Origin of the sequence: Candidatus Borrarchaeum sp. (genome assembly GCF_019058535.1) — an archaeon.
GTDB lineage: Archaea > Asgardarchaeota > Sifarchaeia > Borrarchaeales > Borrarchaeaceae > Borrarchaeum > Borrarchaeum weybense.
The window spans coordinates 1-24,433 of sequence record NZ_JAHPYX010000177.1; the positions used below are offsets into that span (position 1 = coordinate 1).

The following is a 24,433-nucleotide window of genomic DNA, read 5'->3' on the forward strand; positions in this document are numbered from 1 at the left end:
AATATCCACTTCTCCTTTCCTATATTTTTGATTTTTATTGTAATGACTTACTATAAATGAGGCAAAACTGTTTTATATTGTCATCTACTTTCCCAAGAATATAAAACTTATGTTGAGGCAAAGTACATGAAGGCAGTGGTTTTAGCTGGAGGGTTAGGGACACGACTACGTCCGTTAACTTACGTCATGCCAAAAGCTATGCTTCCAGTTGGTGATAAACCAATTATTGAACATATAATCGTCTATCTCGCCTCTTTCCAAATGATCGACGAGATCATTATAGCAACGGCATATCTAGGACGATACATCGAGGATTATCTGAATGAAGGTGAAGATTGGGATATTTCAATTAAGTATGCGCGAGGTAAACGTCCGCTTGGAACTGCGGGACAACTTAAAACGGCTGAATCTTTTATTGATGACACCTTTGTGCTGATTAATGGAGATATTTTAATCGAAGTCGTCATTTCAGACATGATTAAGTTTCATAAGAGCAAGGGAGGAACAGGTACGATTGCATTGAAGCCCTATTTCCTCCCCGTTAAATATGGTGTGATTGATACTGATGCTGACAATTTAATATTAAACTGGCGAGAGAAACCAAATATCCCGCTTACAATGAACATTGGACTTTATGTGCTCGAACCAAAAATCTTTGACTATATTCCACCTGACAGGGCTATGAGTCTTGAGAGAGAAGTTTTTCCAAAGATCATTGCCTCAGGAGAAAAACTCTATGGCTTTAAGACAGAAACCAATTACCTCGATATTGGAGACTTAGAGAGCTTAGATAAAGCACATCAGGAATTTCTATCCAAATTCACACTATTGTGATAGATTTTCAATTGTCTCTCGAAATGAGATTTTTCGCTGATTTGATTGGAAATATATGTCTTTTTCAAATTATCGTTCAATTTTAGTCTAGCAGTTACGTGTATATTCCAGACTTTAAAACTTTATAATGTAGAAAAAACATATGTCACGTAGTTCAAAAAATAGTTCTGCACAATCCTTTAGTACTAAGTTCTTCTTATAGTATATTTTATGTTGTACAATGCACAAAATTGTGCTCTCTTTGGGTGAACAGATTGAAATTATTTGAACTTGCAAAGCATGCAATTGAAATTATAAAGTCCGCAGGAGAAGAAGGCATCATCAATCTTGCATTAGCTAAAGAATTAGACATGGCTAGACGTCGAATTTATGATATTATCGCGATCTTGAAAGCCGCAAAATTAGTTAAAACAACACGTGAGAAAAAAGGCACCATGGTTACTTGGATTGGTTCTTCTTCAGATTTACCTAAAATTGCACCATTATCTCAGACATCTTTTATTTCTGAAGAACCAAATGAATTGATTAATGATCCTTATTCCTTCAAACAAACTTCAGAGTTTCATAATGCGAATGCAGTTCTATCAAAATCCTTAAATTATCCCTTAAATAGAGTCATGATCGATTCTCCTTGCCTTAAAATACGTACGACTTCAAAGATCACACGAATTAAGCCAATAGGCATTATGGAATTACTTGTTGAATGCGAAGAAGATGATAGTCCAGGATTTATTATCGAAGCGCCCCAAGATGAGAATCGCAAAGTAAAAGAAGCAGAACGTGCACTTGTAGATGTGCGCTAGTTAGCAATTCAAAACTGAAAATAAATCTTTTTGATTGTCTGTATTAAAGACTTGGTTTTTTGTTTATCACTCCTCCGCAAGAACCCCCCTCAAATTTGTAGGGTGGTAGTTCACTCAATACAAAAGTATAATGAAATCGTGATTTAGTTTTCTAAACGTAGAACGTAAGAAAGCTAATTTCAAAAATTCCATTACTCTTTTTTCCTGATTGTAATATCCGTCCTACCAGTTTTGACATCCTTAAAATAGTCTAATCCCTCTAATATCTTGCCTACAATGTTTACCGGACTATATGGCTCAATCTTATCATAATAGACACATATACTTTTTCCTAAGGGCCAATAAGCAATGTCGCCCTTATCAATTTCTTTTGTTGATTTCTCTAATCCTATTGTGCCAGGTATTCGAATAGCTGTCTGTGCATTTTTGTATACAGATGCTTTTTCTGTGTGAGGAAGAATGTCTAATATCGCTGCGTAAGTAAGAGGTGCCTTAATACGATGTAATTCACCGATAGCAGAGTTCTCTCCAATTTCAAAAACTATTTGCACCTTTGAAATCTCGCTCATCTAAACACCGCACTTCACTTATCATAAAAATGCTATTTTGTAATTTAAATAATAAGATCAAATTTTTCTGAGTAGAAATTCAAAAAGAAAAAACAAATGTTAGAATTGAGGGAGTCAATGGATAGATCTAATCAACAAATAATTCACGAACTCTGTCTGTTAGACCGGTTGTATGGGCTTCTCTCTCTATCTTTCTAATGGCGCGGATAACTTGAATCTCATCCCCAGCCTTCTGACCTAAAATCCATATCCTGCCATTCTGACCAACAGCAATTCTTGCTTGAGTTTGCTCTTTAATCATGTTGATCATAGATCCTTTACGTCCAATCAGTCGAGGTATCTTTGATGGAGGTATTTCAATTATTGTGCCACCTCTCAATTTTCCAAGGTCTCGACCTTTTACTGTTAGGGCAGGATCTTGGAGGCGATCAAATGCGATTATTTTTGCGACAATGATATCTCCTATGTCAAATATCTCCCTAAGGTCAGATTTTGATGCATTGAATGGTCGTCTTATGACATTTGAAATATGAAGAATGCCAGCGTAAGGTGAACAGATGTCCACATGCCACGAAGTGAGAGAAATATTATACACTTTCCCAATTACGATGTCATCTATATAGGGTATATACGATCCTGCCAAAGCAGTAACATAAATCGTTTTTCCTTTGAGTGCTGCTAATCCGATTAGGGATGCAATAATCTTACCATTTTCTCGATATGCCCCCTCGCCAGCATTAAAATCGCCTTCAGCGAGTAATTCACCTGGTACTACTAATTGCCGATTTTCAAAAAGTACTGACATAATTTAAAGACCTTCTCTTATTTTTTATCCTCTACTATTTTTATTTGAGCCCGACCTTTCGTAAGATGGTTGATTTCATCTTTAAGTGCGCTCTGAAGTCCCGCTGGGATATCAATAATCGCAACCCAACTCCCGTCATTTTGCCATTCATCTTTTTTGATAGTTCCAAATCGAGATACAATACCGTAACCCTTTCCTGTGAACTCAGCAGGAATTTTAACTGCAACTTGAAGTTTTTCCATACGAATCGGGATCTGTGCCGAGATTTCTTTAACGATTCTTTTTGCTTGAGCTTCAACTTCCTGAAATGGATCTATTGATACTTTTGCCTCATCTATAGCACGTTCGATTCGTGAAGGAGGATGTGGAAGTTTAGTTTGCGGATTTATACTGTTTCTGACGATATAATCTATAACTTGGATCCTTTTCTCTTCTAGCATCCGTTTTCGTTGCTCTGAAGTTAGATGGATTTCACCGTCAGCTAAAACAGTTCTTGCAATTTCGAAAGGATCATTAGTTTCAAATATTTCCTGCAATTTTTCTTCAGATGCCTTTAGCCCTTTATGAACGTCTTCGAAAATAATATCTCCCTCAAGGATTTCACGAATGTCTATGTCCTTTCCTGATCTATAATCCTGAGCTAAATCAGGATCTACTAATATTTCAAATCGTTCTCCATGAGTTATTAGTCGTGCTACAACTAAGTCTCCCCATTCAGGAATACGTGTATCTCCGCGAAGTCCCATAAAAACAGCCTACATACGCTCTATATATTTGGTAATCTCCTCGTCAGAAACCTTCTGTAGTTTCTTATCAACTTCATTAATTATAGAAATTTCAACCTTGGTTGAATCTAGTTCAGCTTCAATAACCTGTTTTAACGCATTTAATGCTAATAATATCATACCATCCATATCTAAAGTAGATTCATATCCTTGTTCCAAAACTTCTGTAACTGTTTGTGCGCCTGCTCCAATCACTGCAGCTCGATGTCCCCAATAAGTCCCTGACGGATCAGTCATAAATAGATGCGATCCTGTATCATCACAACCAGCAATAAGCAATTTTACACCAAATGGTCTCACACCTGCGTGTTGTGTGTAAAGTTGTTTTAAATCACCGATTTTCCTTGTTAACACTTCAACAGTAATTGGTTCGTCATAAGTAAGCTTATTAATTTGAGAGTTAATTCGCGCTTGATTGATTAAGATCCGTGCATCCGCTGTCAGGCCAGCTATAGCAGCACCAATATGCTCATCGATTTTAAAAATTTTTTCTATGCTATTTGCTTCTACAAGTTTACTGAGAATGCGTTTTTCAACGGCTAAAACAACACCTACTCCATCCACCTTAATTCCAATTGCAGTCGTTCCTCTTCTTACTGCCTCTATTGCATATTCAACTTGGAATAATCTTCCATCTGGAGAAAATATTGTGATTGCACGGTCATATCCCAATCCTGGTGCGGCAAACATGTTTAAACCTCCATAAGTCAGAGTGAATCTTTGTTATATATAAAAATGTGTGAAATCAAAACTACAAAGCGTCTTTTATATCTTTCATAAAGCTCCATTAAAAGGCTTTTCATATATCCATTAAGATATACTAGATAAAGTAACATAAGTCACTATAAACTAAAACTATATCAACAGATACCTATTCCTTTTGTCTCCTATATGTTTAATGTATCTATCTTCTAGGAGTTTAATAGTTAATTAGAAAAGTTTAAGAAGCCAGATTGTTTGAACTCCATATATCCCCTGATATTTAGAGGAGGTTATCCAATGGGTAAAGGACAAAAGAAAAAACCAATTGCAAAAGCTGATAAGAAGAAATGGGGCGAAAAAACCGCGAAGACAGTAGAAAAAACTAAGCGGAGCATCCACTTTGAAGCTGATTTAATGAAATCAATAAAGGATGATTTGCCAAAAACAAAATATATTAGCCCAACTCTAGTTGCCGAAAAGTATGGCGTACGAGTAAGTACGGCAAAGCTTATGCTCGAAGATTTAAGGAACGAACAGTTGATCGAAGAAGTAGCCCATACACCAAGAATTAAAGTTTATAAACCAGTAAGTGCCAGTTAAATCCAGCAATAACTTATCCCCTAATTTATTCTTGACTGCTTTTTTGAAGCCTAAAAACAGTTGTAAAAAAGACTTCAAGTTATTAACATCGAGCTGAAACAATAAAAACTGAGAATTCGGAAGTTGAACTCACTATCCCCAAAGACAGTTCTGGTGTTCTTAACCTAGAAGGCTACATTTTTTGAGATTTTACCTTTTTTTTGGGCACAGTTAGCTTCATTCATTGCTAAGATTGACGTATAATAGATGAAATTGGTTTTATTGGGGCTTTTTCTAACCATTTACTAATATCCTAGAACCAAAAAAAACATAAAACAGGGATGAGCCATAAAAAAGGAGGGACTCAATTGCCTAGGGCGAAGAAAAAGAAAAAAAAGACGACCCGAAAAAAGGTGGCTGAAATCTCAGTAAATGCCAAAGTACTAGAGAAATTAATTGAAGGCGTACAATTAGGCGATTTGCAGCAATTAGTTGAATCATGGGGCTATAACATAAAAGAAAATGAAAAAATAAAGCAAAATATCGATCTTTTAAATGCATTAAACATAAATGCTTTTTCAAGAAGTCAGTTTGCTGATCTTTGGGCGTTAAAATCCCTTAAAGGCAAAGTTTGGAAAAAATACAAGGTGATTGATCCTCTTCCTGCCAGATTAGGCATAACAACCTTAAAAAAAGGATTAAAAACTGCGCTTAAGTCAGAAGACGCAGATAAAAAATATACACCACAGGTTTTCAAAATAAGTCGTGATCTATTTCATATCGTTTTGGAATTTATTGATAAGCCCTTTCTAGTAGAAAATGGAAGCGCATTCTCATATCAACTAATTGAACCTATTAAGCGAATTTCTAGCATTTTAGATCGTAATGAAGAGATAGTTTATATTGAAACCAATGACGGAAAAAATCTAGTTGATTCCAGAAACTTCGAAATTCTTGAAAATGTCCTGAAAAAAACTCTTAAAACATCGTTTGAACGTGTTAAAGTCAGACCTTTTGAATTAAAAGAAATTGCGGATAAAAGCTCAAAAAGTTGGAAAAAAGTTGTTTTTGTTACTCCTAGGGAAATTAGCGGTATTGAAGGAGTGGATCGAATAACGGTCGAAGGCAAGGATGTAGTCTTTGGTCTCAAAGACATTGCAAGTCGCCACGAGGTCAATCTGGAGAAAGTTGGCGCGTGGTCAATTATTGAAAATGACGAATTACTGTTATCGTTAGATGGTAGAGTAAAAAAGTTGTCCTTTTTGAATAAGGAATAAGTAGACGTACATCATTTTTAATTTAATTTACATTATTAATTGAGTTGCAGTTTTTCTTGCAAAAGTCAAATATCCCGTATGGTGAGATATAAATTTATTTGGACGTGTAGCACCTTCTTTTGTTTTAATTTCTCTAGAAAAGCATTCAAGTGTCTGTATATCATGGAAATTTTCTTCATCAAGTTTGCTAACGGTTTTTTCTATTTGATTAAACGTTGGACTAAAAGAGACAAAATAACCCCCATCTTTAAGAGCATGCTTTGCAGTTTGAACAACTAACCAAGGGGTATCAAGATCAATCACAACAGCATCGACGTTTTTTTCCACGATTCCTTCCATTACATCTTGATTATATTGAACAACACAATCATACACTTTTGCTTTTGCAATATTCTCACTTGAAATTTCAAAAAAATCTTCTCTTTTTTCATATGTGAATATTTTTCCATTTGGACGAACATAATATGCCAAAACTGACGTCAGGGCACCGCTACCAGTTCCTGCTTCTACTACACGACTGCCAGGACCTATTCCTGTCATCATCAAAATGAGTCCAATGTCTTTTGGATACAATACCTGAGTTGGACGCCGAAACTTATGAACATAATCAAAAGGAACAGGTTGGAAGATCCAGCATTGTTTATCTTTTGAGGTCATAATTGGAGAACCATAGGGCTTTCCAACCACATTTCCGATTTTGATAATTCCAATATGTGTATGAAACTCTTTGTTTTCCTCAACCTTTACAAGCCAACGTTTTTTCCTTCCATGCATTAGCAAAATGTAATCTCCCAGTTTTATTGTATTCTGTGACACATTTCTCACCATACTTAATTTATCGTTAAAAGGAAATGGTTTTATTAAAAAATAAGAAAAAATCAAATATTATAAATCTAGATGATCACTTAAGTCCGAGTTTATCGAAGATTTGATCATAAAATGGGTAAGCGTCTACAATCTCTGCTTCTTCCGGTTTTTCTATGCCCTTCGCTACGTTTTGGCGAAAACTAATCCATTTCTCAAATTCTTCACGTTCTGGTAATTGATATCCCCGCAACCGAATTGCTTCGACCATCGGCATTATGGACATACCAGGCTTTATTGGACCAAATAGTTGAATGTAGCGTCCTTTGATTAGAGAATTGATTGCATCATCAGCACGAAGAACGAATTCCACCCAGACGGCATTCTTGTAAGATGTTTCAGCAAGCTTCCATGAATTTTTTGCCGAATTTAAATAACTCTTGATTTCCTGATCTAAAGATTCAGCTTGATATTCAAGTACTGTAGGTTCCGTAGATTCTGTTTGATACGACGATATAGTCTCAGGTATTCCTGAGATACTTTCTTTAGCAGGTATTTTCTGTTTTCCGAACCCTTCAGTGAAATAGTTCTTCTCACGAAGTAACAAAAATACAATTATAGCTTTCATAAAGATTAACCCGAACATGGGTAATGCAATAAGTGTATCTCCTGTTAGAATCACATATATCCCGGTAAGTCCAACAAGTCCAACGGTTTCTAGGATTCCGATAACTAGACCTGCTAAATAAGCGATTCTAAGTCTTCTACGAGTAAGCAATGACAATACAAGATCTATAACTCCTACAATTACGAGAATTAAGCCCCCCATAATTCCTCCTTCTGCTGCTAAAAAAATCATTGCTGTAGCGCCGTTTATGAGCATATACGCCGCAAAGAAGAAATACATCAGTATGATAACATTGATACTACGGGGTCTCCCTATTTGCGGGCTTCTTGCTGGTGTGCTTACGAATTTTCTTTCACTCTTCGGTACATCAAAATAATGCCCACATGATGGACACACTGAGTAATCATATTGCACAAAAGTCTTGCAGTTTGGGCACTGCTTCACACGTTTTTCTTCTGAAGTCTCATTTTCCATGTTTTTCGCCTCTACCGATGCAAAAATTTTCATTTAGTGTAACAAAATCAGATATTTAAGTATGTATTGTGAGTCAATTCAACTCTAAAGTTTTTCTCTTAACTTTTCATTCTGTATATTCAGAACTAGCGATCTCTCTAATTATTTCAGCTAATTTTGGACCAATTCCTTTAATTTCTTTTAAATGCTCTTCATCAGAAGTGAATATTCTCTCAATCGTTCCCAGTTCCCATAAAAGCCGTTTTGCTAACACTGTATCAACACCAGGAATACCTGCAATCACATTTTCTTGAATAGTTGTTATTTGTGGAGTTTCTCTTTTGGTATATGCCTTAATCTCACTTATACCTTTCTTCTTTTCTTCTTTTGAAATCAGTGAAAGAAGTTGAGCAGTTTCCTCTTCGTTTTTTGTCCATTGTATCGGCACGCCCAACGAAATAGAGATTGCCATCAATGCTCCACGAATAGCCTCAGGATGTAGTGCACGCTTACCGTATAGATCTTCGCCCTCTATAAGAAGTAAAGGCTTCTGGTATTTTGTCTTTAAATCAATTATCTGATCTAGAAGTCGACCATCAATTAGTGATTGAAGAAAGTCTGTGACTATTTTTCTTTCAACGCCAACTCGCGATGAGAGAATATAATCTGCAATTTGCAGTTGCTTGAAATGAATCTTAAATCCCATTTTGGAAAGGTTACGAAGAACTTGAGAGGCTCTTTCACGATTATCAACAATGATTTCAATTAATTCTTTCATTTCCTCTTCTCTTTTCTTCTTGTCCTCAGGAAAGAAAGAATCTAAGGTTTTATTTTTTTGTTTTTCTTTTTCCTCTTTTAGTGATTTTGAAACGCCCTTTATCTCATTAAGAAGTCGATTCATTTCTCGCTCCTTACTCTGAGCAACCCAATAGTATGCTTCATCGCGCGTGCCCTTTGCCATTAAGACAATGACCTTTCCAGCGCTCTTTCTTGCCGTCCTGCCTCTTCTCTGAATATTTCTAATTTCACTTGGCACTGTATCATAAAAAATAACTAAATCACATTCTGCAATGTCAAGCCCCTCTTCTGCAACGCTTGTGGCGACAAGTACATTATATTCTCCGTGTTTGAATTTCTTTAAAATTTCTGCTTGCTCTTTTTGTGATAACCCTTTCTCTCCTTTTCTTTTACTCTGTCCAACAAATCGTACTGCGTTTACTCCTTCAATTTCATCCAGCACTGAAGCTACTAGTTTCGCAGTTATACGAAATTGAGCAAAGACAAGGATTCGGGAGTTTTGCGATGTTTCAAGTTGCTCCTTAACTATTTTTTTTATTTCTTCAGCTTTTGGGTGATCTTGTCCCTTCGACAATAACTCTTTGATAAGAAAGATGGCTTTTCTAGTTCTATTATCGGCCATAAACTCCTTCAGTACCCTTGATCCACCCTTTCTCCGTATTTGCTTCTCAAGTTGTTCAATGTATTTGTTTAAAGCCTTTAGACCTTGAGTTTCTAACAATTCGATGGTGTAGGAGATTCTAATTGCATTTGCTACTAAGGCAATAGCGCCTAAAAACTGAGGGTCTACAATATCATCATCATCATGTAGTTGATTCTGTATTTCGGCTTGTAGACGGATTAAATCTGTTCGAGAAACTCTTCGTAAGTCATAAGTGTCTATAAACTCCATTTCTTTGAGTATTTTCAAATGTTCTTTAAGCACGCTTTCTAGAGTAGTTTTAATTTCTCCAAAACCTTTTGGAAGTGGTATTTTTTTCCACTCTATGCTTAATGGATGAATATATGGTTCGACATCTGGACTCTTATCAGTCCTTATTTCAACATTCTCTATATCCAGTACATTACAAATTTCTTCAATTTTTTCCTTTTCTGATCCTGGGCTTGCGGTAATTCCTAAAATAAGCGGGTTTTTTGCTTGTTCTCTGTATTTCTCTGCAATGAACGTGTAAGCATATTTTTTCACAGCTCTATGACATTCATCAAATATGAGTAATGATACATCTTTCAAAGTATATTTCCCTGAAATTAAATCGTTTTCAAGAACTTGCGGTGTCATAAAAGCAACGCGGCTTTTTTCCCATTGTTCTTTTCGTAATTCTGGCTTGGTAGTTCCCGTAAGAATTGTAAGATCTTCAGAAGCTAATGTCAAGAACTTTTGAAAACTGTCATAATGTTGGTTGACTAATGGACGAGTGGGGGCGAGAAAGACTACATGTGATTCAGGAAACTTTTCTAAACGATGTACTGCAAGCATTACTGCGATAACTGTCTTACCTAGGCCGGTTGGAAGTATTACAAGTGTATTTCCCTTAACACAACAACCAAAAATCATCTCCTGATAAAGCCTGCGCTCTATCATAGGTTTGAGGTATGGGTGATCTATAGTATTCTTTTGATGATTATTCATGACGAAAACCTTGTCATTTCGCAGTGAATAGGTTTGTCAATGTTTGGTTTCCTTGTGCCCTTTATTTTTATCAAAATTTGATTCACTTTATAAAAAGAATTTAGATTTCTAAATTAGATATCTATCTCTTAATTTTTTATTAATTCTGTTCTCAGCTCTCAGAATTGTGATCAAAAGAAGAATATTATTTACATGGTACTTATTTTTACCTTCTTCTTGATCTTAGTAGCCAAATTAGTATTAAAGCGACCAAAGATGCAAAAGCATAAAGTAATAATGGAGTTATGTTAAATACACTTTGCAAAACTCTGGCCTCACTCTAATTCGGTGGTATGTTAATTACGTGAAATTGCTATTTGACGTAATTGATCACATTCTACTAAATTATAAACATAAAATATCTTGAGATCTTCTTGGCATAAAACTCATTTTAAAGAGATACTCATTCATCCATACTATTTTCCATTACAAGTTTATCTTCTTCTTCCTCAATATATTCTTCGACTTCCTCTTCGATTTCTCTAAGTTTGGTAATATTTATTCCTTCTGTCAGTAGAAGAGGTAATCCTAATGCAAGCATATATATTGATTTTATAACTCTATCAGTTAAAGGCACATGCAGTGCTATACGGGGTGTGATGCCAGCAATACATAAAATGGCTACGAAGCCTGCCTCGTATGTCCCTATATTTCCGGGAAGTAGCGGTACAGTGAAGGTTAAAAATCCTATTGATCCAGCAAGCATCGTAATTGAAAATGGTACATTCATGTTTAATCCTATTATAAGAATGTAAAGCATTGTAGTTTCAATAACCCAGATTACAAATGATAGAAGTGCCATAAGAATCAGTTTAACAGGTTTTTTTGAGGCAATTTTGAAACCCGTTTTAAAGGAACTGTGTAGACGAAGTAAATTCTCGTATAATTCTTGTGATATTGGCTTAGCTAAGCGTGCAACTTTTTTGCCAAAAAAGAGTAGCACAAAAACTAATACAATAAGTCCAATGATCGCTGCTAATGCTAAAACAAGGATAATGATTGCATTATCTGGAACGGAGCCTAACTGTAACGTTACAATGAGGCTGAAGCACGAAATGATCAATATTGCAATAAGATCAAAAATATGCTCAATTGCGATTGCCGCACTATTCGCTCCATACGAAATTCCCTCGTTTTTCTTTGCAGAGTAAAGACGCACCATTTCACCAATTCTTAAGGGTGTTATCCAGTTAACGAACCACGCTGCATGCATAGTTTTCCATGTAAATTTTATACTCGTGTCAAATCCTGTTGTGGAGAGTAATTCTTTCCATCTGAATGATCGAAGGAAATAACTGACAAACATAATCGCCAGATAAATGAGCACAAATATCAGCGGAAAACCTTTTAAAGCCTGATAATACTCCCTTGGATTGACGTAATATATTATCAACGCAAGAACTATGACTGCGAACACTGAGAGGATGACAATCCGTTTTGTAAACTTCTTCATAACACTCATCTGAATAAAAATCAATTAATGGGCATCAGAGAATAGTATCTCTTATTAATTTTTTTCTATGAATCTGAGTTACATTCAGACGATTCTTCTTAGTGTATCTATTTTTTCAAAATGGAAGAAAATTTAAGGCACCTTTACGTTTTATCAAATACGTGTCTATAAGAATCTAATTTATGCGTAGAGTAGGAGTACTGTTCTTATGGGATTGACTACATGCATTAGTACCGCTAAAGAGGAACTCAATGCAGCAACTACAAAATTGGAATCTGGAAACCTGGACTCAGGAGCACTATATCTTACTAATCTATTTAATACTCTCGAAAACTGCCTTAAAAAAGCAAAGTTGCTTGGTGATGATGATGAAAAAGAAGAACTTCTTATACGTGTAGATATCTTGGAGCTTTTGTTTAGCGGGTTTACATTGGCAGCAAAATTCGTTAATGATGAAGAGTTCAATGAATTCTTAATGAGTGAAGAATTAAAAGTTTCCAAAATTAAAAATTCATTTGAGAAAAGTGAATTTGAGACAGGGCAATTGTATTTAACAAAGCTTATGAAACAGATTTTTCAATTAATGCCCAAAGTAAAAAGTGCTTTGTATCTAGCACAAGAGAAAATAGCGAAAGGGGATTTACTAGAGGCGTTAGAAAATAAAAACCCACTGCCAGTGTTTAGCGACACCTTACCTTGCCCTCACTCATTCTGTAATTCATTAATGGATGTTGATATGAACATCCATCGTTCAAAGCATGGCCAATACTCTCTAAGAATTAGTAAAGAGTGTTATTCTTGCGATTTTAAAGAAAACACAATAATTAGGGTCCCAAAACGAATTATAGAAGATTTTTATTACGAAAAAAGAAGTAGCAAGACATTAATTGATCTTTTAAGTTAAATGGATCATATGAAGGATCTTTGCTAACTCTACTGCCAAATTCTCTCGTTTAAAGATGTTTAAGAGAATTTCCTCATGAATTTTTAGTTGTACGATGGCAATTTTTTCGATATTAGACTGGATTCGTAAATCCTCTATTATTTTGTCTTTGTCAGTTGAATAGGTGAGCTGAAAGTTCGATTTAAGGTTTTTTGTCAATGAATCAATGTCTAGAATTTCGTTATTATATTCTACGATTAACTCAGTGCCTTCTTGGGAATGCTCTTGAAGAATAAGAATTAAACATTTGTCGAAACGTTCCAAACACTCTTCAATAACACTCTGCATCCTCTCAATGAAAGAATTGCATGCTGTCTCGACATATCTCTTGATCGTTCTTTCGTTTTTATTGAAAGTGTCTAAAATTTTTGGAGACCACATATTCAGCAATGTTTCAATAAGCAAGTAAGGAAGCTGCTTTTCATCGCTTTGCAAAAAAAATTCTCTCATTAGTTCGTTTGCAAGTCTATTAAGCTCATCTAAAGACGTCTCGAACACATTGTCAAATAGTTTACTTTGGTATTGTTTTTCCAACGTAGGTGAGTATGTTGTAATAAGCATCGGAATCGTTCCTTCTATGCGTTTTAAAAATAGTTCCTCTTCTGCAACAACTTTCTGCCATATATCTGCATCTGTGTGCTCAATATATATTACGTCACCAAACGTTAGACGATCGAAAGTCGGTTCTTTTGGGTGTTCTGATATCAGATTGGCGCCGCCGACATACGTCACGGCATTGACTTTTAGCCCCCTAAAAGGCGTATCTAACAATTCTACAGAAACATTTTCTTTGTGGTAAAGATACCCTTCTCCCTCAATTCTGTCCAATTCAATAAATTTACTTGGTGGAAGATCAAAATATAGTTCTCCTATGACGTCTTCACCTTCTTGAGGCATAATGAACGGAAATGATAAACCAGGTGGCCATATGCGTATAAAATCGTCCAATTTAGCACGCAGAAAATGGAATTCTTCTAAAACGTAATGCCTGGAACCTGGCAATCTTAAGAACGGATACTCTGAGTTTGTAAAGTCCCAGAACGCACTTAAAAATGTCCCGTAGGTAAAAAGATTCATCTCGGGAGATTCTAACAATATTAAATCGTCTTTAGTTACGTCTAGTACATTTTTTAGCGCCCTGCTTACAAGGATATATTCATTACTATCAAGAACTCTTGCGAAATCAGTCATTTCTTCAATTTCTGAAAAAATAGCATTATTTATCGAAACAACTCTTACTATAACGGATTTTTCATTATTAGGGTTTCTTAGAAGAACTAAGTTTTGTTCTTTGAGTCTTTCTTTTGTTTTTTCTCCAATAATGCCGAGCCGCGTAGCTTTTAACCAGTCTGGAAACCATTCTACTTTCAACTTGAGTGATACTTGAACCACTCTCTTCCCTGTAACTTAAAACTGAGTTTTTCACAATAAAAAAAGATATTAGTCTATGATATCTGCGCAATCATCGTGGTTGTAGTTTTAATTGCTTTTAAAGCCCTTATTTTTTCAGAAATGACTCTCTTAATGGTTTCCATATCCGCGGCTTCTATCTTGGCGACTATGTCGTAGACCCCATACGCCAAGTAAGCCTCTTTTACTTCCTCGATATTTTTTAATGTTGTAACAACGCTCTCTTCAGCACCTATCTCAGTATTGATTAAAACAAAGGCTAATGCCACTCCATATTCCTCCTTATGGCCTGGAATAACTTCTCCTTCTTTTTCCATAATTTAAACGAAAGATAGTTAAAGTCATTCAAATAAAGTAGTTAAAGTCAGTCACGTATTTAAAACTATATGGAAAAAACTGTAATCTGTTACATCTGAAACAAATCTTAGGTTGCTGCTCGTTTTTCTTTAGAAGTGAGAATCGAAAGTATTTTTTTAGTCACTTTTTCGAATTCTTTGGCGGTTGAACTATCGAGATAATTTAATACAAATGGTTTTCCTTCCCTTACAGAGCGAGAGACATTGGGATCAAACGGTAATTTTCCTAAGAAAGGTACATCAAATTTATTTGCCATTTCTTCCCCAATACTCTCTCCAAATGGCTCGATCTCTTCCCCGCAGTGTGGGCATTTCATATAACTCATGTTTTCTATAATGCCTAAAATCTCGACTTTGAGCAGTTTTCCAAAATTTATAGCTTTTTTTACATCCATTTCGCTGAGAGGGTCAGGCGCAGTGACTATAACTATTCCATCTAATGGCGTATCCTGTATGAATGTGAGAATCTCATCGCCAGTGCCTGGGGGACAATCAGCAATCAGTAGGTCACGCCTTCCCCAGTCCGTTGCTTGAAGAATGCTATTGATATAACTCGTTTTCAGTGGTCCTCTCAGTACGATAGGATCCTCATCTTTGGCCATGTATGACATGGACATTACGGCTAATCTTGGGAAAACCACGGCTGGATAGATCACGTTTTTCTCTTCATCCACTCGTGGTGCTACATTTGAAAGACCTAGAGCTTTTGGAACATTTGGTCCGTGAATGTCAACGTCTAGTAATGCGACATCCATACCATAAAATGCCACAAACGCAGCTGCCAAATTTACAGCCACTGTAGTCTTACCAACTCCTCCCTTGTTGCTGAGTATCGCAATTTTGTGATCAACAAACTTTAATTTGTTTTTAATTTCTTCTTTGACCTTCTCAAAAGCGGATTCGAGTTGTTCTTCATTCTCTTTACTCATAGGAGTCACCAATTAGCATCAATTCTTTTTTAGTATTGAGATGTATAGAATATTAAAATTCGCTTTCAACATGAAACCTTTTCATGGAAAACAATTTCTGTTTCACAATCAGATATAACATGGGCTTAATCGTCCATAGGAAGTGCTGTTTCTATCGGTTTGCTATTTTCCCAGAGATATGTGGCGAATTCGTGCCATAACTCGCTAAAATTTTTGTTATCTGACCACATGGCAACCATTCCTAATCCAATTTCTTTCGAGAGAATTGCATATGTCCCTTGAAGCACCTCACCATTGGCAACTAGAAATATCGTACCGAGACGCCCTTCGCGTTCTAGTAATTTAACTTCCACTTCTTTCATATCAATGAGTTCCCTTAAAACGTCTTTCTCATATTTATCGTCAATTCCATGAGCATAAGTAATGATCTTGACCTTTATTTCGCGGTTCCTAATCGCTTCAACAACTCTGGCTACTTTAAGATCGTACAGCGTATCTGTAGCCAATATAATTTCTCCATGTGCTTTAGCATTTAATATCATCTCTACCATTTTTGTGTATACTGTTGGTGTTCCTCTAAGGACCCAAATTGATTTTGACTGGTGTTGTTCTGAGCTTCTCTCGAATAGAGGGATTAAAAAGTCTCTTGCGGCACCTGTGGCGTTGTTATATTTTATCCGCATTTCACGTATGAAGAAATCAGGATTATTTGGGCGGTATATATTTGCACCCTTACCAGATCCTCCTACGAACACTAAACCATCTTCTTCTAGCTCCTTTAATACAGAATACACTTTGTTTTGTGGCACCTTTGATGCCATACTAATCTCGGAGGCCGATGCTGAGCCGTATCCAACAAGTGCAATGAATACTTTCGCTTGATATTCTGATAATCCTAAAGCTTTCAAAGCCTCTACAATCTCTGGATTTATCGCCATTTTAATTCACTTCGCAAAAACTCCAAAAAACTGTCACGACTATGGTCTATATTATCATTGGGACATTGGTAGTTAAATGACTTTCTCTGAAAGTAACTCAAGTTATATAGTTTAAGACATGATTTTATTCCAGTATCATAACTCCTTTTTGCTAAATATGTTCAATAAAACTCAATAAAAAGAAAATAAGCATTAATATGGTCTAAAAAGATGTTATAGACGAAATTATTGACGTTAGTTTTTATTGCGGAGGATTTTACCATATACTATATATATGAGGAGTCGTAATATAGTACTCAAGTGGTGGTACTATAAATTTCCAACTTAAATGGTACTATAAATCAATCATTAAAAACATTCAAAATCTTAAATCAATCATCAAGAGTGCCTGAAAGTTGATAATTAAAAACAAATACCACCAAAAAATGTTGAGGTTCAACCTGAATGAATGTAAATGAAATGTATTCGGAAATTCCTGGTCTTATTACGATACAGACCTGCCCAGAATGCAATAACACTCATATCATCAGTGATTATGCAACAGGCAATCTTGTATGTGCCACATGTGGGCTAGTTTTATCCGACAATTACGTTTTAGACGAACAACCCGAGTGGAGAGCCTTTTCTAAGGAAGAATATAACAAAAAAAGCCGTGTTGGGGATCCTTTGTCTCCTTTAAAGATTGATTACGGGCTTGGTACAACGATAGATAAAAGAAATCAAGATGGATATGGAAATTTGCTTACACCTCGTTGTGCACATCGAATTAATCGTCTTCGTTGGTTACATGATAGAAATCATCGATCTGTTACAAGGAATCTTTCAAAGGCTTTAGCGGAATTAAAGCGACTTTCATCTCAATTAGGTCTCCCAATGTCGGTTCGAAATGAGGCCGCTATCATCTACCGAAAGGCATTACGCAAAAGATTAATTCGTGGTCGTTCAATTGATGGAATGGTAGCAGCTTCACTGTATTTAGTAAGCAGAAGTCATGGGCTACCCCGTACCTTGAGAGAAATTGCATCCACTTCACGTTTGGACAAAAAAGAGATCGCTCGTTGCTATCGTGTGCTGTGCAATGAACTTAACTTGAAATTGCCGCCGACGGACGCGACTAGCATGGTACCAAGACTTGCAAATGACTTAGGGCTTTCTAGTTCCGTACAATGTAGAGCAATTGAAATTCTTAAGGAGGCTGAACGTTTAAAACTCAGTATTGGAAAGAATCCAATGAGTCTTGCAGCAGCCGCACTCTATATATCTGCAATCGAATTTGGGGAAAGAAGAACACAACAAGAAGTTGCAGAAGTCGCACAAACAACTGAAGTTACACTGCGGAATCGTTACAAGGAAATTAAACGCGAACTGAGACTCTAACACTTAAACTGTTACTCACAATACTTTGGTGAAATTAAAGATGGAAGAAGACCTGTATGCATTCTACATTTGTCGGAAATGCAAAAGAAAAGACTGGGTACCTTTCACACAAGAAGACATAAATGCCGCCAGAAAATGTGGCGGTCTGTTTACAAAGGTTTTAGATCATGGTGATCATATAATCACACTGAAAATTGATGCTAACGGAGCTGTACGTCGTGAATACAGCTCTGAAGACATTCTAAATATTCAACCAGGCGTTTCTTAAAGTGAGCTTTTTACACTTTAATTCCTTTTTTTGTTTCAAATTGTGAATTGTTAGAATCCGTCTAAAATCACAAAGATCTTGTTTTTAATAATTGAGACTCTACAACAGCATAAGCATTCGTCATTATAACTGTGACTTACAAAACTTTCGTGAATTAACATCGCTAACGGAGCACAACCTTGTACATAATGATTATTTATGCTCTTTTGAACTGGTGAGAACGGAATGATCAATTTGCATTGCAAACTTCTTATTATCACATTTGACGAAATTGATATTTTGCAGAAAATAAAACGTCGCGTTAAAGAATATCTTGGATGCGATAGTGTTGATAATAAAACCAGTAGTTATCCAAAAGCAAGAATGAGATTTATTCAATTAAACGCGTCAGATTTCTTACCTACTCTTGTTTCCTTAAAAAACGGCTATGATTTTGTTTTGGGGATTGTTAAAGCAGATCTGTATTTACCTCACTTGAATTTCGTATTAGGAGTAGCGCATCCTCAAGAATCAGTGTGTATTATCTCATTAGCCCGTTTGCGATCTTCCGATAGACAGCAATATATCGGTCGTGCTGTGAAAGAGGCAATACATGAGTTAGGACATCTTTTTGGCTTAGACCATTGTAATGATCCTAAATGCGTAATGCGCTTTTCTAACACGGTAACTGAGACAGATTTTAAAGACGACAAATATTGTGAGAAATGCTTGCAGTTATTGCAAAAATAAGCACCTCTTTGTTGCTTTAAATGCAAAACAAGTTTTGAAAGATCTTTTTGTTTCTTATAATGTTTAAGATGATTTTTGCGCGTTTTTTGATAAATAAATTGTAACAATAACGTTTCAAATACAAAAAATATAATAACAATAACTACAACTTTAACTAGGAGGTTTTTTATGACACAACAACTAAAGGTTAAACTTCCTGGGACATTATATTTCATAGATCTGACCATGAATCCTGCAACAAATACTGGAAAGGTTACTTTAGAACGAAAAGCAGTTGAAGCTCAAAAAACTCTTTCGGATTTAAACCCACGTTCAATTCAAGGTGTTTTATTAGACTTATTAGATGCCAAAGGATTAAACCCTAATCCTAGGCTAATTTCACGCTTGCTTGAAGATCTTACAGAACCTGAGGTGGCAGAAGTAGTTGAAACAGTTGAAGAACCTAAAGTAATTAAGGAAGTAAAACCCGTTCCTATAATAACTGCCCGGGAAACAGTCCCTGAAATGCCTCCTCCTGTTGTTGAAATGAAAGCAGAACCCCCTGCAAAAGTTGATATAGCAGTTAATTCTCCTCTATTGAAATTCAAAGATGTTCTTGCAGCTGCAACTTTTCAAATGTCACAACTTGATTCACTTCTGAAAGAATCCACAAATACTGAAGTTGAATCCGCGATGAAATCACTTCAAAATTTGCTGACGCAAGCTAAAAGCATCATTGACGAAATAATAACTAGATAAAGCAAGCTGCTATCTAGTTGCTCGGTAAAAAACAGAGCTAAACAATTCTTTTTAATAATCGCTCAGGCATCGTTTCTATTGCTTCACGCGCTTGCTGCTTAGAAAGACCTGCGCCAACAGCTATTTTCCAAGCAACTTCCTGGTTAATTAAATCGCCTGGTTCGTGTGCATCTGTACAAACAACGAGCTTTACCCCATTTTCTATGGCAAGTTTGGCAACAATACCATTTGTGAGAGCATGCCCTCTACGCGAAGTTAATTCAAAAATAACATCATTATTTGAGGCAACTTGGCAGATCTCATCTGTAATTAGCCCGGGATGCGCTAAGATATCGATGTCTGCATTAACAGCGGCCAAATTTGTACCTTCTTCGACAGGTTCAGCCAGCGTCTCACCATGAACTAAGATTAATTTTGCCCCATATTCACGTGATTTCTTTGCTAATTCAGAAATACTTTTAGCCGGCACCATAGTTAACTCGGCACCAGGAATCACGGTGATATCCCAGTATTTCATTAATTCTTCCGAGACTTGAACAATACGGGGTATTACATGATCTAAAGTGGATATATCCACATGATCGGTAATGGCAATCGCACTGTAGTTCATAACTTTAGCCATGCGAACCAATTCGCTCGGTAATAAAACCCCGTCTGAGAAAATGGTATGAGCGTGAAATTCTATACGTCTTCCATTATCCATTGAGTATCCTCCTTGATTTATTTTGATTGGAATGCCCTAATTTTTTAGAGCCTTTAGCCCATGATATCTCAATCTATTGCCATATCAATGATATCCATCACGTCGAGGAGCTTAATATTGTAATTTCGAATAACTTTGTCAAAATTAAATTCACAAGTGGGACAGATCGTGACTAAGTACTCCGCTCCCGTTTCTTCGGCCTCTTTAAGGCGGCTATCTGTGAGATTAGCTACCAAATCATAATCGACTGCCATAAGTCCACCGCCTCCGCCACAGCAATGTGATTGATACCCAATGTGCGGCATCTCGATTAGTTCAATACCTGGAATTGCGTTTAGTATTGTACGAGGTTCTTCGATAATACCGGCAAGTCTCCCTAGATGACAGGGATCATGGTATGTGACTTTCATATTTACTGGTTTTTTGAAGGTAATTTTTCCGCTCTCAATTTCTTTGGCAATGATCTGGATAACATGTAGGACTTCAAAATCAAATTTCTCATAAAATTTTGGATATTTGTCTCTGAAAGTTCTCAGGCAGCCTGGGCAATGAGTTACAATGGTCTTAACACCGGCTTCTCTGAATAATTTTTCTGTCTTCTCTATTTGCGCTCGAAATTTATTCCAATGTCCTGTTGTATGCATGAGTTCTCCACAGCATGGCTCATCCGAGCCCAAGTAGTTCATTTCAATCCCAAGTTTTTTTAGGATCCTCACCGTTTTTTCTAAGCGTTCTGGATAAAAAAGTGAATCTGTACATCCTGCGTAAAAGAGGATTGGAGACTGTTTGTTGAATTCAATACCTTCTGCCCAGTCCGTTTTATCCTCGCGATCTAATTGAAACGGATTTTCTTTTTCGAGGATGGAATTAATTCCAATGAGATGATTTTCATCGGTAAATCCTTTTTTGACTAGATCTGCTCGGAGTGCTTCTAGGATTTCGTCATTATCAAGTGCACAATTAGCGGCACAGGAACCACAAACACTACAGGTGTTGACAATTTTGGCAATTTCTTCGTACTCGTTTTCTGGAATAATTCCTTCGAGCATGCCTCGGGCAATAAGCATTTTTCCACGACATGCATACGTTTCTAGTTTTTTCTCTTTAAAAACTGGACATTCTTCACGACAGAAACCACACCGTGTACGATTACAGGTGTAAATTGCATCTTTGTATTTTTCTAACTCCATTTTTATTCCTCTAGTTTTTCTCGATTTTAACGGTAATTTTGTTAATTTCATCAACGGAAAACTTCTTCCCTGGATTCATTATATTATTTGGATCGAAGATCTTCTTTATTTGCATCATCACGTCAAGGCTGTCACCGTGTTCATAACGATTATAGCCGATGCGAAATTCACCGTCCCCCCAATAGGTGCTCATTGTTCCTTCGAGGTCAACTGCCATATAGCTCATTTCTTTGACGTAATTCCACCAGCCTCGCACGTTTTCTGGATCTTTATCATCCACCCATACTGCAAATGAAATAGAAGGGCTTATACAACTCGCCTTCTCATTGTAAACACACATACCTAAGATTTCAAGCCCATTTTTTTCCGCTATTTCTAAATATCTTTGGTATCCTTCCTCAATACGTCCTACTGGAAGTCCGAGATCTGCAGCACCAAATTTCTTTTCCCGTTGGCTATCTGGCCATTTTTGCCTAAACGGAATGAAACTGCCAGTATGTTTAGAGTTCCACCACGACTCGACCATAGCCTCCTCCTTAAGTAACTCACCATCTGTTTCTTCTACGAGTTTTAGCGCATATTCCTTTGAAAAATCTACAACCTTGCTGTCGCCATTAAATGATACAAACAGTACCGCATCCGTCCATTCTGGAATGTCTGGGTCACGATTATGCTTCAATCGGAATGAATGTGTGTAAAAATTAAGTCGCCTTCCACAATTTACATGGGCAGATTCTACACTTAGTCCAGCTTGCAATAATCTTTGAAGTGAATTTATTGCGTCAGTAATTGATCTAAATAGTAAGCCTAAGACTGCACGTGCTTTAGGTAGAGGGTATATTCGAAGTGTTGCCTCACATACTAAGCCTAAGGTTCCTTCTGATCCGATAAATAGGGGCATTAAATTAAGTCCTGTGCTACTCACGAGAGCCTTTCGATGACCAATTCGTAAAATTTGGCCAGTTCCAGTTACAACAACTGTGTTCAACAAGAAGTCAGGGGTGCGTCCATATTTAATCGCGAAGGTTCCATCGTTATTACAGGCGATAGCAGAGCCCACAGTTGAGGCCGGTTTGCTTTCTGGGTCATGCGGAAACCATAGTCCATATTCTGCTAAAATTTCATTTAATCGAAGAATCGTGATACCGACGCCACAGGTTACGGTCATATTTTTTACGTCAACTTCTTTAACTTTGTCTAAACCCTTCATATCTACAGATATTCCGCCATAGATTGGCACACTTGCCCCGCTCATCCCTGTCCCACCTGCATAAGGTATGACGGGAATTTTGTACTCATTAGCTATTTTCACCATTTTCGAGGCTTCTTCGATTGAAAAAGGTCTAACAACGATATCTGGTAAATATGCCTCCTTCGCATCACGAGGAGACCAGTCTCTTGAGTATGCCATTCTATGAAATGTTTGTGTGAACACTTTGCCTTCGCCGAGTGTCTCTCTAAGTTTTTGAGCAATTTCTTCATAATCTTGATCTTTCAAATTTGACACCTTAAAATGATTAAACGCGAAACTGGCTTCGCTTATTGTTTATATGCTTTATGAAGTCTTCGCAAGAAGACCCCCCAACGTGTTGGGGGGATGAATTGCGTTTTTTTACTGGTTTCACTTTCATGGTAGTGTCCCTCAGTTTAAATAGCAGTTTGCGGATACTAACTATCGTGAGTGACATGATGCTCAGGGGAACAGAGGAAGAAATGCGATGAAACGCACGTACAAATTTCGCCTGTATCCCACCACACCACAACAGGCTACTTTGAGGCAATGGCTGACTATCTGTCGTCTGTTGTATAATAACGCGCTGGCGGAGCGAAAAGAGGCCAGGGACGGGCAGCAACAGGCAGTCAGCTATTATGAGCAAGCCAACCACTTGAAAGCAGCAAAACAGACCAATCCATTTTTGCAAGCGGTGCATTCGCAGGTACTGCAAGACGTGCTGAAACGACTGGATAAGACCTTCAAGAACTTCTTTCGACGCATTAAAAAGGGTGAAAAAGCAGGATACCCACGATTTAAAGGGAAATACCGCTATGATTCCTTCACGTACCCGCAAAGTGGGTTCGCCCTCGATTACCACCACCAGAAACTTCGCCTCTCGAAAATCGGAGTTATTACCATCAAACTCCACCGACCTATCCCATCTGAAGGCGAGGTTAAGACCTGTACCATTAAACGTGATGTCGACCACTGGTATGCCTGTTTTGTAGTCGCACTGCCTGACTCCACTCCTGAGTCTCAGAAAAGAGACATACAGCAGGCGATAGGGGTGGATGTCGGGCTGAAGAGTTTACTGACGTTCAATAACGGAGACACCATAGACAACCCGCGCTGGTTAAGACACTCGGAGCAGAAACTCGCTAAAGAACAGCGAAGGAAAGACAGGAAGGTTAAGAGCTCACGTAACCGTCACAAGCAGAACAGGAAGGTGGCACGGGTACACCGGAAGATACGCAACCAGCGCAAGGACTTTCATCACAAGCTCAGCCGGAAACTGGTCGATAACTATGACCTGATTGTGTATGAGCAGCTTAGCATCACCAACATGGTGAAGAACCATCGTCTCGCCAAGTCGATTAGTGACGCCGGCTGGGGGCAACTCATGTGTTTTACCGAGTACAAAGCGGAGGAAGCTGGTACGCTGGTAGAGTATGTGAGTGCCTATCACACCACACAACGG

Annotated in this window: 25 protein-coding genes; 10 read left to right on the top strand and 15 right to left on the bottom strand. The window is 37.1% G+C overall.

Annotation, left to right across the window (positions count from 1 at the left end; all coding sequences use genetic code 11):
* Nucleotides 1-126: 126 nt before the first annotated feature.
* The gene (locus QVB70_RS10370) at nucleotides 127-834 is read left to right on the top strand and encodes a nucleotidyltransferase family protein (RefSeq protein ID WP_287585764.1); all 708 of its coding nucleotides are present in this window, start codon (nucleotides 127-129) and stop codon (nucleotides 832-834) included.
* A 254-nt stretch (nucleotides 835-1,088) separates the two neighbouring features.
* A complete protein-coding gene (locus QVB70_RS10375) occupies nucleotides 1,089-1,637 on the top strand; it encodes a hypothetical protein (protein WP_287585766.1) in 549 nt (182 codons plus the stop codon).
* A 191-nt stretch (nucleotides 1,638-1,828) separates the two neighbouring features.
* Here QVB70_RS10375 and QVB70_RS10380 read toward each other — a convergent pair whose 3' ends face one another.
* The 4 genes from QVB70_RS10380 to psmA form a co-directional block, all read right to left on the bottom strand.
* Entirely contained in the window at nucleotides 1,829-2,206 is a 378-nt protein-coding gene (locus tag QVB70_RS10380; protein WP_287585768.1) for a cyclophilin-like fold protein, read from the bottom strand.
* Nucleotides 2,207-2,333: 127 nt separating this feature from the next.
* Nucleotides 2,334-3,011, bottom strand: coding sequence for an exosome complex RNA-binding protein Rrp4 (gene rrp4 / locus QVB70_RS10385; RefSeq protein ID WP_287585770.1), 678 nt, complete (start codon nucleotides 3,009-3,011; stop codon nucleotides 2,334-2,336).
* A gap of 17 nt (nucleotides 3,012-3,028) precedes the next feature.
* The gene (locus tag QVB70_RS10390) at nucleotides 3,029-3,757 is read right to left on the bottom strand and encodes a ribosome assembly factor SBDS (protein ID WP_287585772.1); all 729 of its coding nucleotides are present in this window, start codon (nucleotides 3,755-3,757) and stop codon (nucleotides 3,029-3,031) included.
* Nucleotides 3,758-3,766: 9 nt separating this feature from the next.
* On the bottom strand, nucleotides 3,767-4,486 hold the full coding sequence (gene psmA / locus QVB70_RS10395; RefSeq protein ID WP_287585774.1) for an archaeal proteasome endopeptidase complex subunit alpha: 720 nt from the start codon (nucleotides 4,484-4,486) through the stop codon (nucleotides 3,767-3,769).
* A gap of 309 nt (nucleotides 4,487-4,795) precedes the next feature.
* On the opposite strand from psmA, the gene QVB70_RS10400 reads away from it, so the two are divergent.
* Nucleotides 4,796-5,098 carry a hypothetical protein gene (locus tag QVB70_RS10400; protein WP_287585777.1) on the top strand — a complete coding sequence of 101 codons (303 nt, stop codon included), beginning with the start codon at nucleotides 4,796-4,798 and terminating at the stop codon, nucleotides 5,096-5,098.
* Nucleotides 5,099-5,445: 347 nt separating this feature from the next.
* Nucleotides 5,446-6,354 (top strand): hypothetical protein, encoded by a 909-nt coding sequence (locus QVB70_RS10405; protein ID WP_287585780.1) that lies wholly within the window; start codon nucleotides 5,446-5,448, stop codon nucleotides 6,352-6,354.
* A gap of 27 nt (nucleotides 6,355-6,381) precedes the next feature.
* Here QVB70_RS10405 and QVB70_RS10410 read toward each other — a convergent pair whose 3' ends face one another.
* From QVB70_RS10410 to QVB70_RS10425, 4 genes are all read right to left on the bottom strand, one after another.
* The gene (locus QVB70_RS10410) at nucleotides 6,382-7,170 is read right to left on the bottom strand and encodes a tRNA (adenine-N1)-methyltransferase (RefSeq protein WP_287585782.1); all 789 of its coding nucleotides are present in this window, start codon (nucleotides 7,168-7,170) and stop codon (nucleotides 6,382-6,384) included.
* Nucleotides 7,171-7,255: 85 nt separating this feature from the next.
* Nucleotides 7,256-8,260, bottom strand: a complete 1,005-nt coding sequence (locus QVB70_RS10415; RefSeq protein WP_287585784.1) for a hypothetical protein — start codon at nucleotides 8,258-8,260, stop codon at nucleotides 7,256-7,258.
* 106 nt (nucleotides 8,261-8,366) lie between these two features.
* Nucleotides 8,367-10,667, bottom strand: a complete 2,301-nt coding sequence (locus tag QVB70_RS10420; RefSeq protein ID WP_287585785.1) for a DEAD/DEAH box helicase — start codon at nucleotides 10,665-10,667, stop codon at nucleotides 8,367-8,369.
* Between the two features lie 442 nt (nucleotides 10,668-11,109).
* A complete protein-coding gene (locus QVB70_RS10425; protein ID WP_287585786.1) occupies nucleotides 11,110-12,159 on the bottom strand; it encodes a lysylphosphatidylglycerol synthase transmembrane domain-containing protein in 1,050 nt (349 codons plus the stop codon).
* Between the two features lie 208 nt (nucleotides 12,160-12,367).
* On the opposite strand from QVB70_RS10425, the gene QVB70_RS10430 reads away from it, so the two are divergent.
* Complete coding sequence (locus QVB70_RS10430) at nucleotides 12,368-13,063, top strand: hypothetical protein (protein WP_287585789.1); 696 nt, start codon at nucleotides 12,368-12,370, stop codon at nucleotides 13,061-13,063.
* Here QVB70_RS10430 and QVB70_RS10435 read toward each other — a convergent pair.
* From QVB70_RS10435 to QVB70_RS10450, 4 genes are all read right to left on the bottom strand, one after another.
* Complete coding sequence (locus QVB70_RS10435; RefSeq protein ID WP_287585791.1) at nucleotides 13,055-14,494, bottom strand: gamma-glutamylcyclotransferase family protein; 1,440 nt, start codon at nucleotides 14,492-14,494, stop codon at nucleotides 13,055-13,057. The two genes, QVB70_RS10430 and QVB70_RS10435, sit on opposite strands and share 9 nt — an antisense overlap.
* A gap of 53 nt (nucleotides 14,495-14,547) precedes the next feature.
* Nucleotides 14,548-14,781: an Lrp/AsnC ligand binding domain-containing protein gene (locus QVB70_RS10440; RefSeq protein WP_342766559.1), complete on the bottom strand. Its 234-nt coding sequence runs from the start codon at nucleotides 14,779-14,781 to the stop codon at nucleotides 14,548-14,550.
* A 155-nt stretch (nucleotides 14,782-14,936) separates the two neighbouring features.
* Nucleotides 14,937-15,797: an Mrp/NBP35 family ATP-binding protein gene (locus QVB70_RS10445; protein WP_287585797.1), complete on the bottom strand. Its 861-nt coding sequence runs from the start codon at nucleotides 15,795-15,797 to the stop codon at nucleotides 14,937-14,939.
* Between the two features lie 125 nt (nucleotides 15,798-15,922).
* Nucleotides 15,923-16,735, bottom strand: a complete 813-nt coding sequence (locus tag QVB70_RS10450; protein ID WP_287585801.1) for a TrmB family transcriptional regulator — start codon at nucleotides 16,733-16,735, stop codon at nucleotides 15,923-15,925.
* A gap of 444 nt (nucleotides 16,736-17,179) precedes the next feature.
* Here QVB70_RS10450 and QVB70_RS10455 point away from each other — a divergent pair, with 444 nt between their 5' ends.
* The 4 genes from QVB70_RS10455 (at nucleotide 17,180) to QVB70_RS10470 (ending at nucleotide 19,847) form a co-directional block, all read left to right on the top strand.
* Entirely contained in the window at nucleotides 17,180-18,112 is a 933-nt protein-coding gene (locus QVB70_RS10455) for a transcription initiation factor IIB family protein (protein WP_287585803.1), read from the top strand.
* Between the two features lie 40 nt (nucleotides 18,113-18,152).
* The gene (locus tag QVB70_RS10460; protein ID WP_287585804.1) at nucleotides 18,153-18,380 is read left to right on the top strand and encodes a hypothetical protein; all 228 of its coding nucleotides are present in this window, start codon (nucleotides 18,153-18,155) and stop codon (nucleotides 18,378-18,380) included.
* A gap of 225 nt (nucleotides 18,381-18,605) precedes the next feature.
* Nucleotides 18,606-19,109, top strand: a complete 504-nt coding sequence (locus tag QVB70_RS10465) for an archaemetzincin family Zn-dependent metalloprotease (RefSeq protein ID WP_287585806.1) — start codon at nucleotides 18,606-18,608, stop codon at nucleotides 19,107-19,109.
* 168 nt (nucleotides 19,110-19,277) lie between these two features.
* Entirely contained in the window at nucleotides 19,278-19,847 is a 570-nt protein-coding gene (locus QVB70_RS10470; protein ID WP_287585808.1) for a hypothetical protein, read from the top strand.
* Between the two features lie 37 nt (nucleotides 19,848-19,884).
* On the opposite strand, the gene QVB70_RS10475 is transcribed toward QVB70_RS10470, so the two are convergent.
* From QVB70_RS10475 to QVB70_RS10485, 3 genes are all read right to left on the bottom strand, one after another.
* A complete protein-coding gene (locus QVB70_RS10475; protein WP_287585810.1) occupies nucleotides 19,885-20,550 on the bottom strand; it encodes a histidinol phosphate phosphatase domain-containing protein in 666 nt (221 codons plus the stop codon).
* Between the two features lie 68 nt (nucleotides 20,551-20,618).
* Nucleotides 20,619-21,740, bottom strand: a complete 1,122-nt coding sequence (locus tag QVB70_RS10480; RefSeq protein WP_287585812.1) for a (Fe-S)-binding protein — start codon at nucleotides 21,738-21,740, stop codon at nucleotides 20,619-20,621.
* Nucleotides 21,741-21,750: 10 nt separating this feature from the next.
* Complete coding sequence (locus QVB70_RS10485; RefSeq protein WP_287585815.1) at nucleotides 21,751-23,238, bottom strand: FAD-binding oxidoreductase; 1,488 nt, start codon at nucleotides 23,236-23,238, stop codon at nucleotides 21,751-21,753.
* Between the two features lie 220 nt (nucleotides 23,239-23,458).
* Between QVB70_RS10485 and QVB70_RS10490 the strand changes: the two genes are divergently transcribed.
* On the top strand, nucleotides 23,459-24,433 hold a 975-nt coding region (locus QVB70_RS10490; RefSeq protein WP_287585818.1), incomplete at its 3' end, for an RNA-guided endonuclease TnpB family protein.

Bases quoted from the DNA above. Each gene is read 5' to 3' on its own strand.
- QVB70_RS10370 (WP_287585764.1), top strand. From the start codon at position 127: ATGAAGGCAGTGGTTTTAGCTGGAGGGTTAGGGACACGACTACGTCCG.
- QVB70_RS10380 (WP_287585768.1), bottom strand. From the start codon at position 2,206: ATGAGCGAGATTTCAAAGGTGCAAATAGTTTTTGAAATTGGAGAGAAC.
- rrp4 (WP_287585770.1), bottom strand. From the start codon at position 3,011: ATGTCAGTACTTTTTGAAAATCGGCAATTAGTAGTACCAGGTGAATTA.
- QVB70_RS10390 (WP_287585772.1), bottom strand. From the start codon at position 3,757: ATGGGACTTCGCGGAGATACACGTATTCCTGAATGGGGAGACTTAGTT.
- psmA (WP_287585774.1), bottom strand. From the start codon at position 4,486: ATGTTTGCCGCACCAGGATTGGGATATGACCGTGCAATCACAATATTT.
- QVB70_RS10400 (WP_287585777.1), top strand. From the start codon at position 4,796: ATGGGTAAAGGACAAAAGAAAAAACCAATTGCAAAAGCTGATAAGAAG.
- QVB70_RS10415 (WP_287585784.1), bottom strand. From the start codon at position 8,260: ATGGAAAATGAGACTTCAGAAGAAAAACGTGTGAAGCAGTGCCCAAAC.
- QVB70_RS10420 (WP_287585785.1), bottom strand. From the start codon at position 10,667: ATGAATAATCATCAAAAGAATACTATAGATCACCCATACCTCAAACCT.
- QVB70_RS10425 (WP_287585786.1), bottom strand. From the start codon at position 12,159: ATGAAGAAGTTTACAAAACGGATTGTCATCCTCTCAGTGTTCGCAGTC.
- QVB70_RS10430 (WP_287585789.1), top strand. From the start codon at position 12,368: ATGGGATTGACTACATGCATTAGTACCGCTAAAGAGGAACTCAATGCA.
- QVB70_RS10445 (WP_287585797.1), bottom strand. From the start codon at position 15,797: ATGAGTAAAGAGAATGAAGAACAACTCGAATCCGCTTTTGAGAAGGTC.
- QVB70_RS10450 (WP_287585801.1), bottom strand. From the start codon at position 16,735: ATGGCGATAAATCCAGAGATTGTAGAGGCTTTGAAAGCTTTAGGATTA.
- QVB70_RS10455 (WP_287585803.1), top strand. From the start codon at position 17,180: ATGAATGTAAATGAAATGTATTCGGAAATTCCTGGTCTTATTACGATA.
- QVB70_RS10460 (WP_287585804.1), top strand. From the start codon at position 18,153: ATGGAAGAAGACCTGTATGCATTCTACATTTGTCGGAAATGCAAAAGA.
- QVB70_RS10465 (WP_287585806.1), top strand. From the start codon at position 18,606: ATGATCAATTTGCATTGCAAACTTCTTATTATCACATTTGACGAAATT.
- QVB70_RS10470 (WP_287585808.1), top strand. From the start codon at position 19,278: ATGACACAACAACTAAAGGTTAAACTTCCTGGGACATTATATTTCATA.
- QVB70_RS10475 (WP_287585810.1), bottom strand. From the start codon at position 20,550: ATGGATAATGGAAGACGTATAGAATTTCACGCTCATACCATTTTCTCA.
- QVB70_RS10480 (WP_287585812.1), bottom strand. From the start codon at position 21,740: ATGGAGTTAGAAAAATACAAAGATGCAATTTACACCTGTAATCGTACA.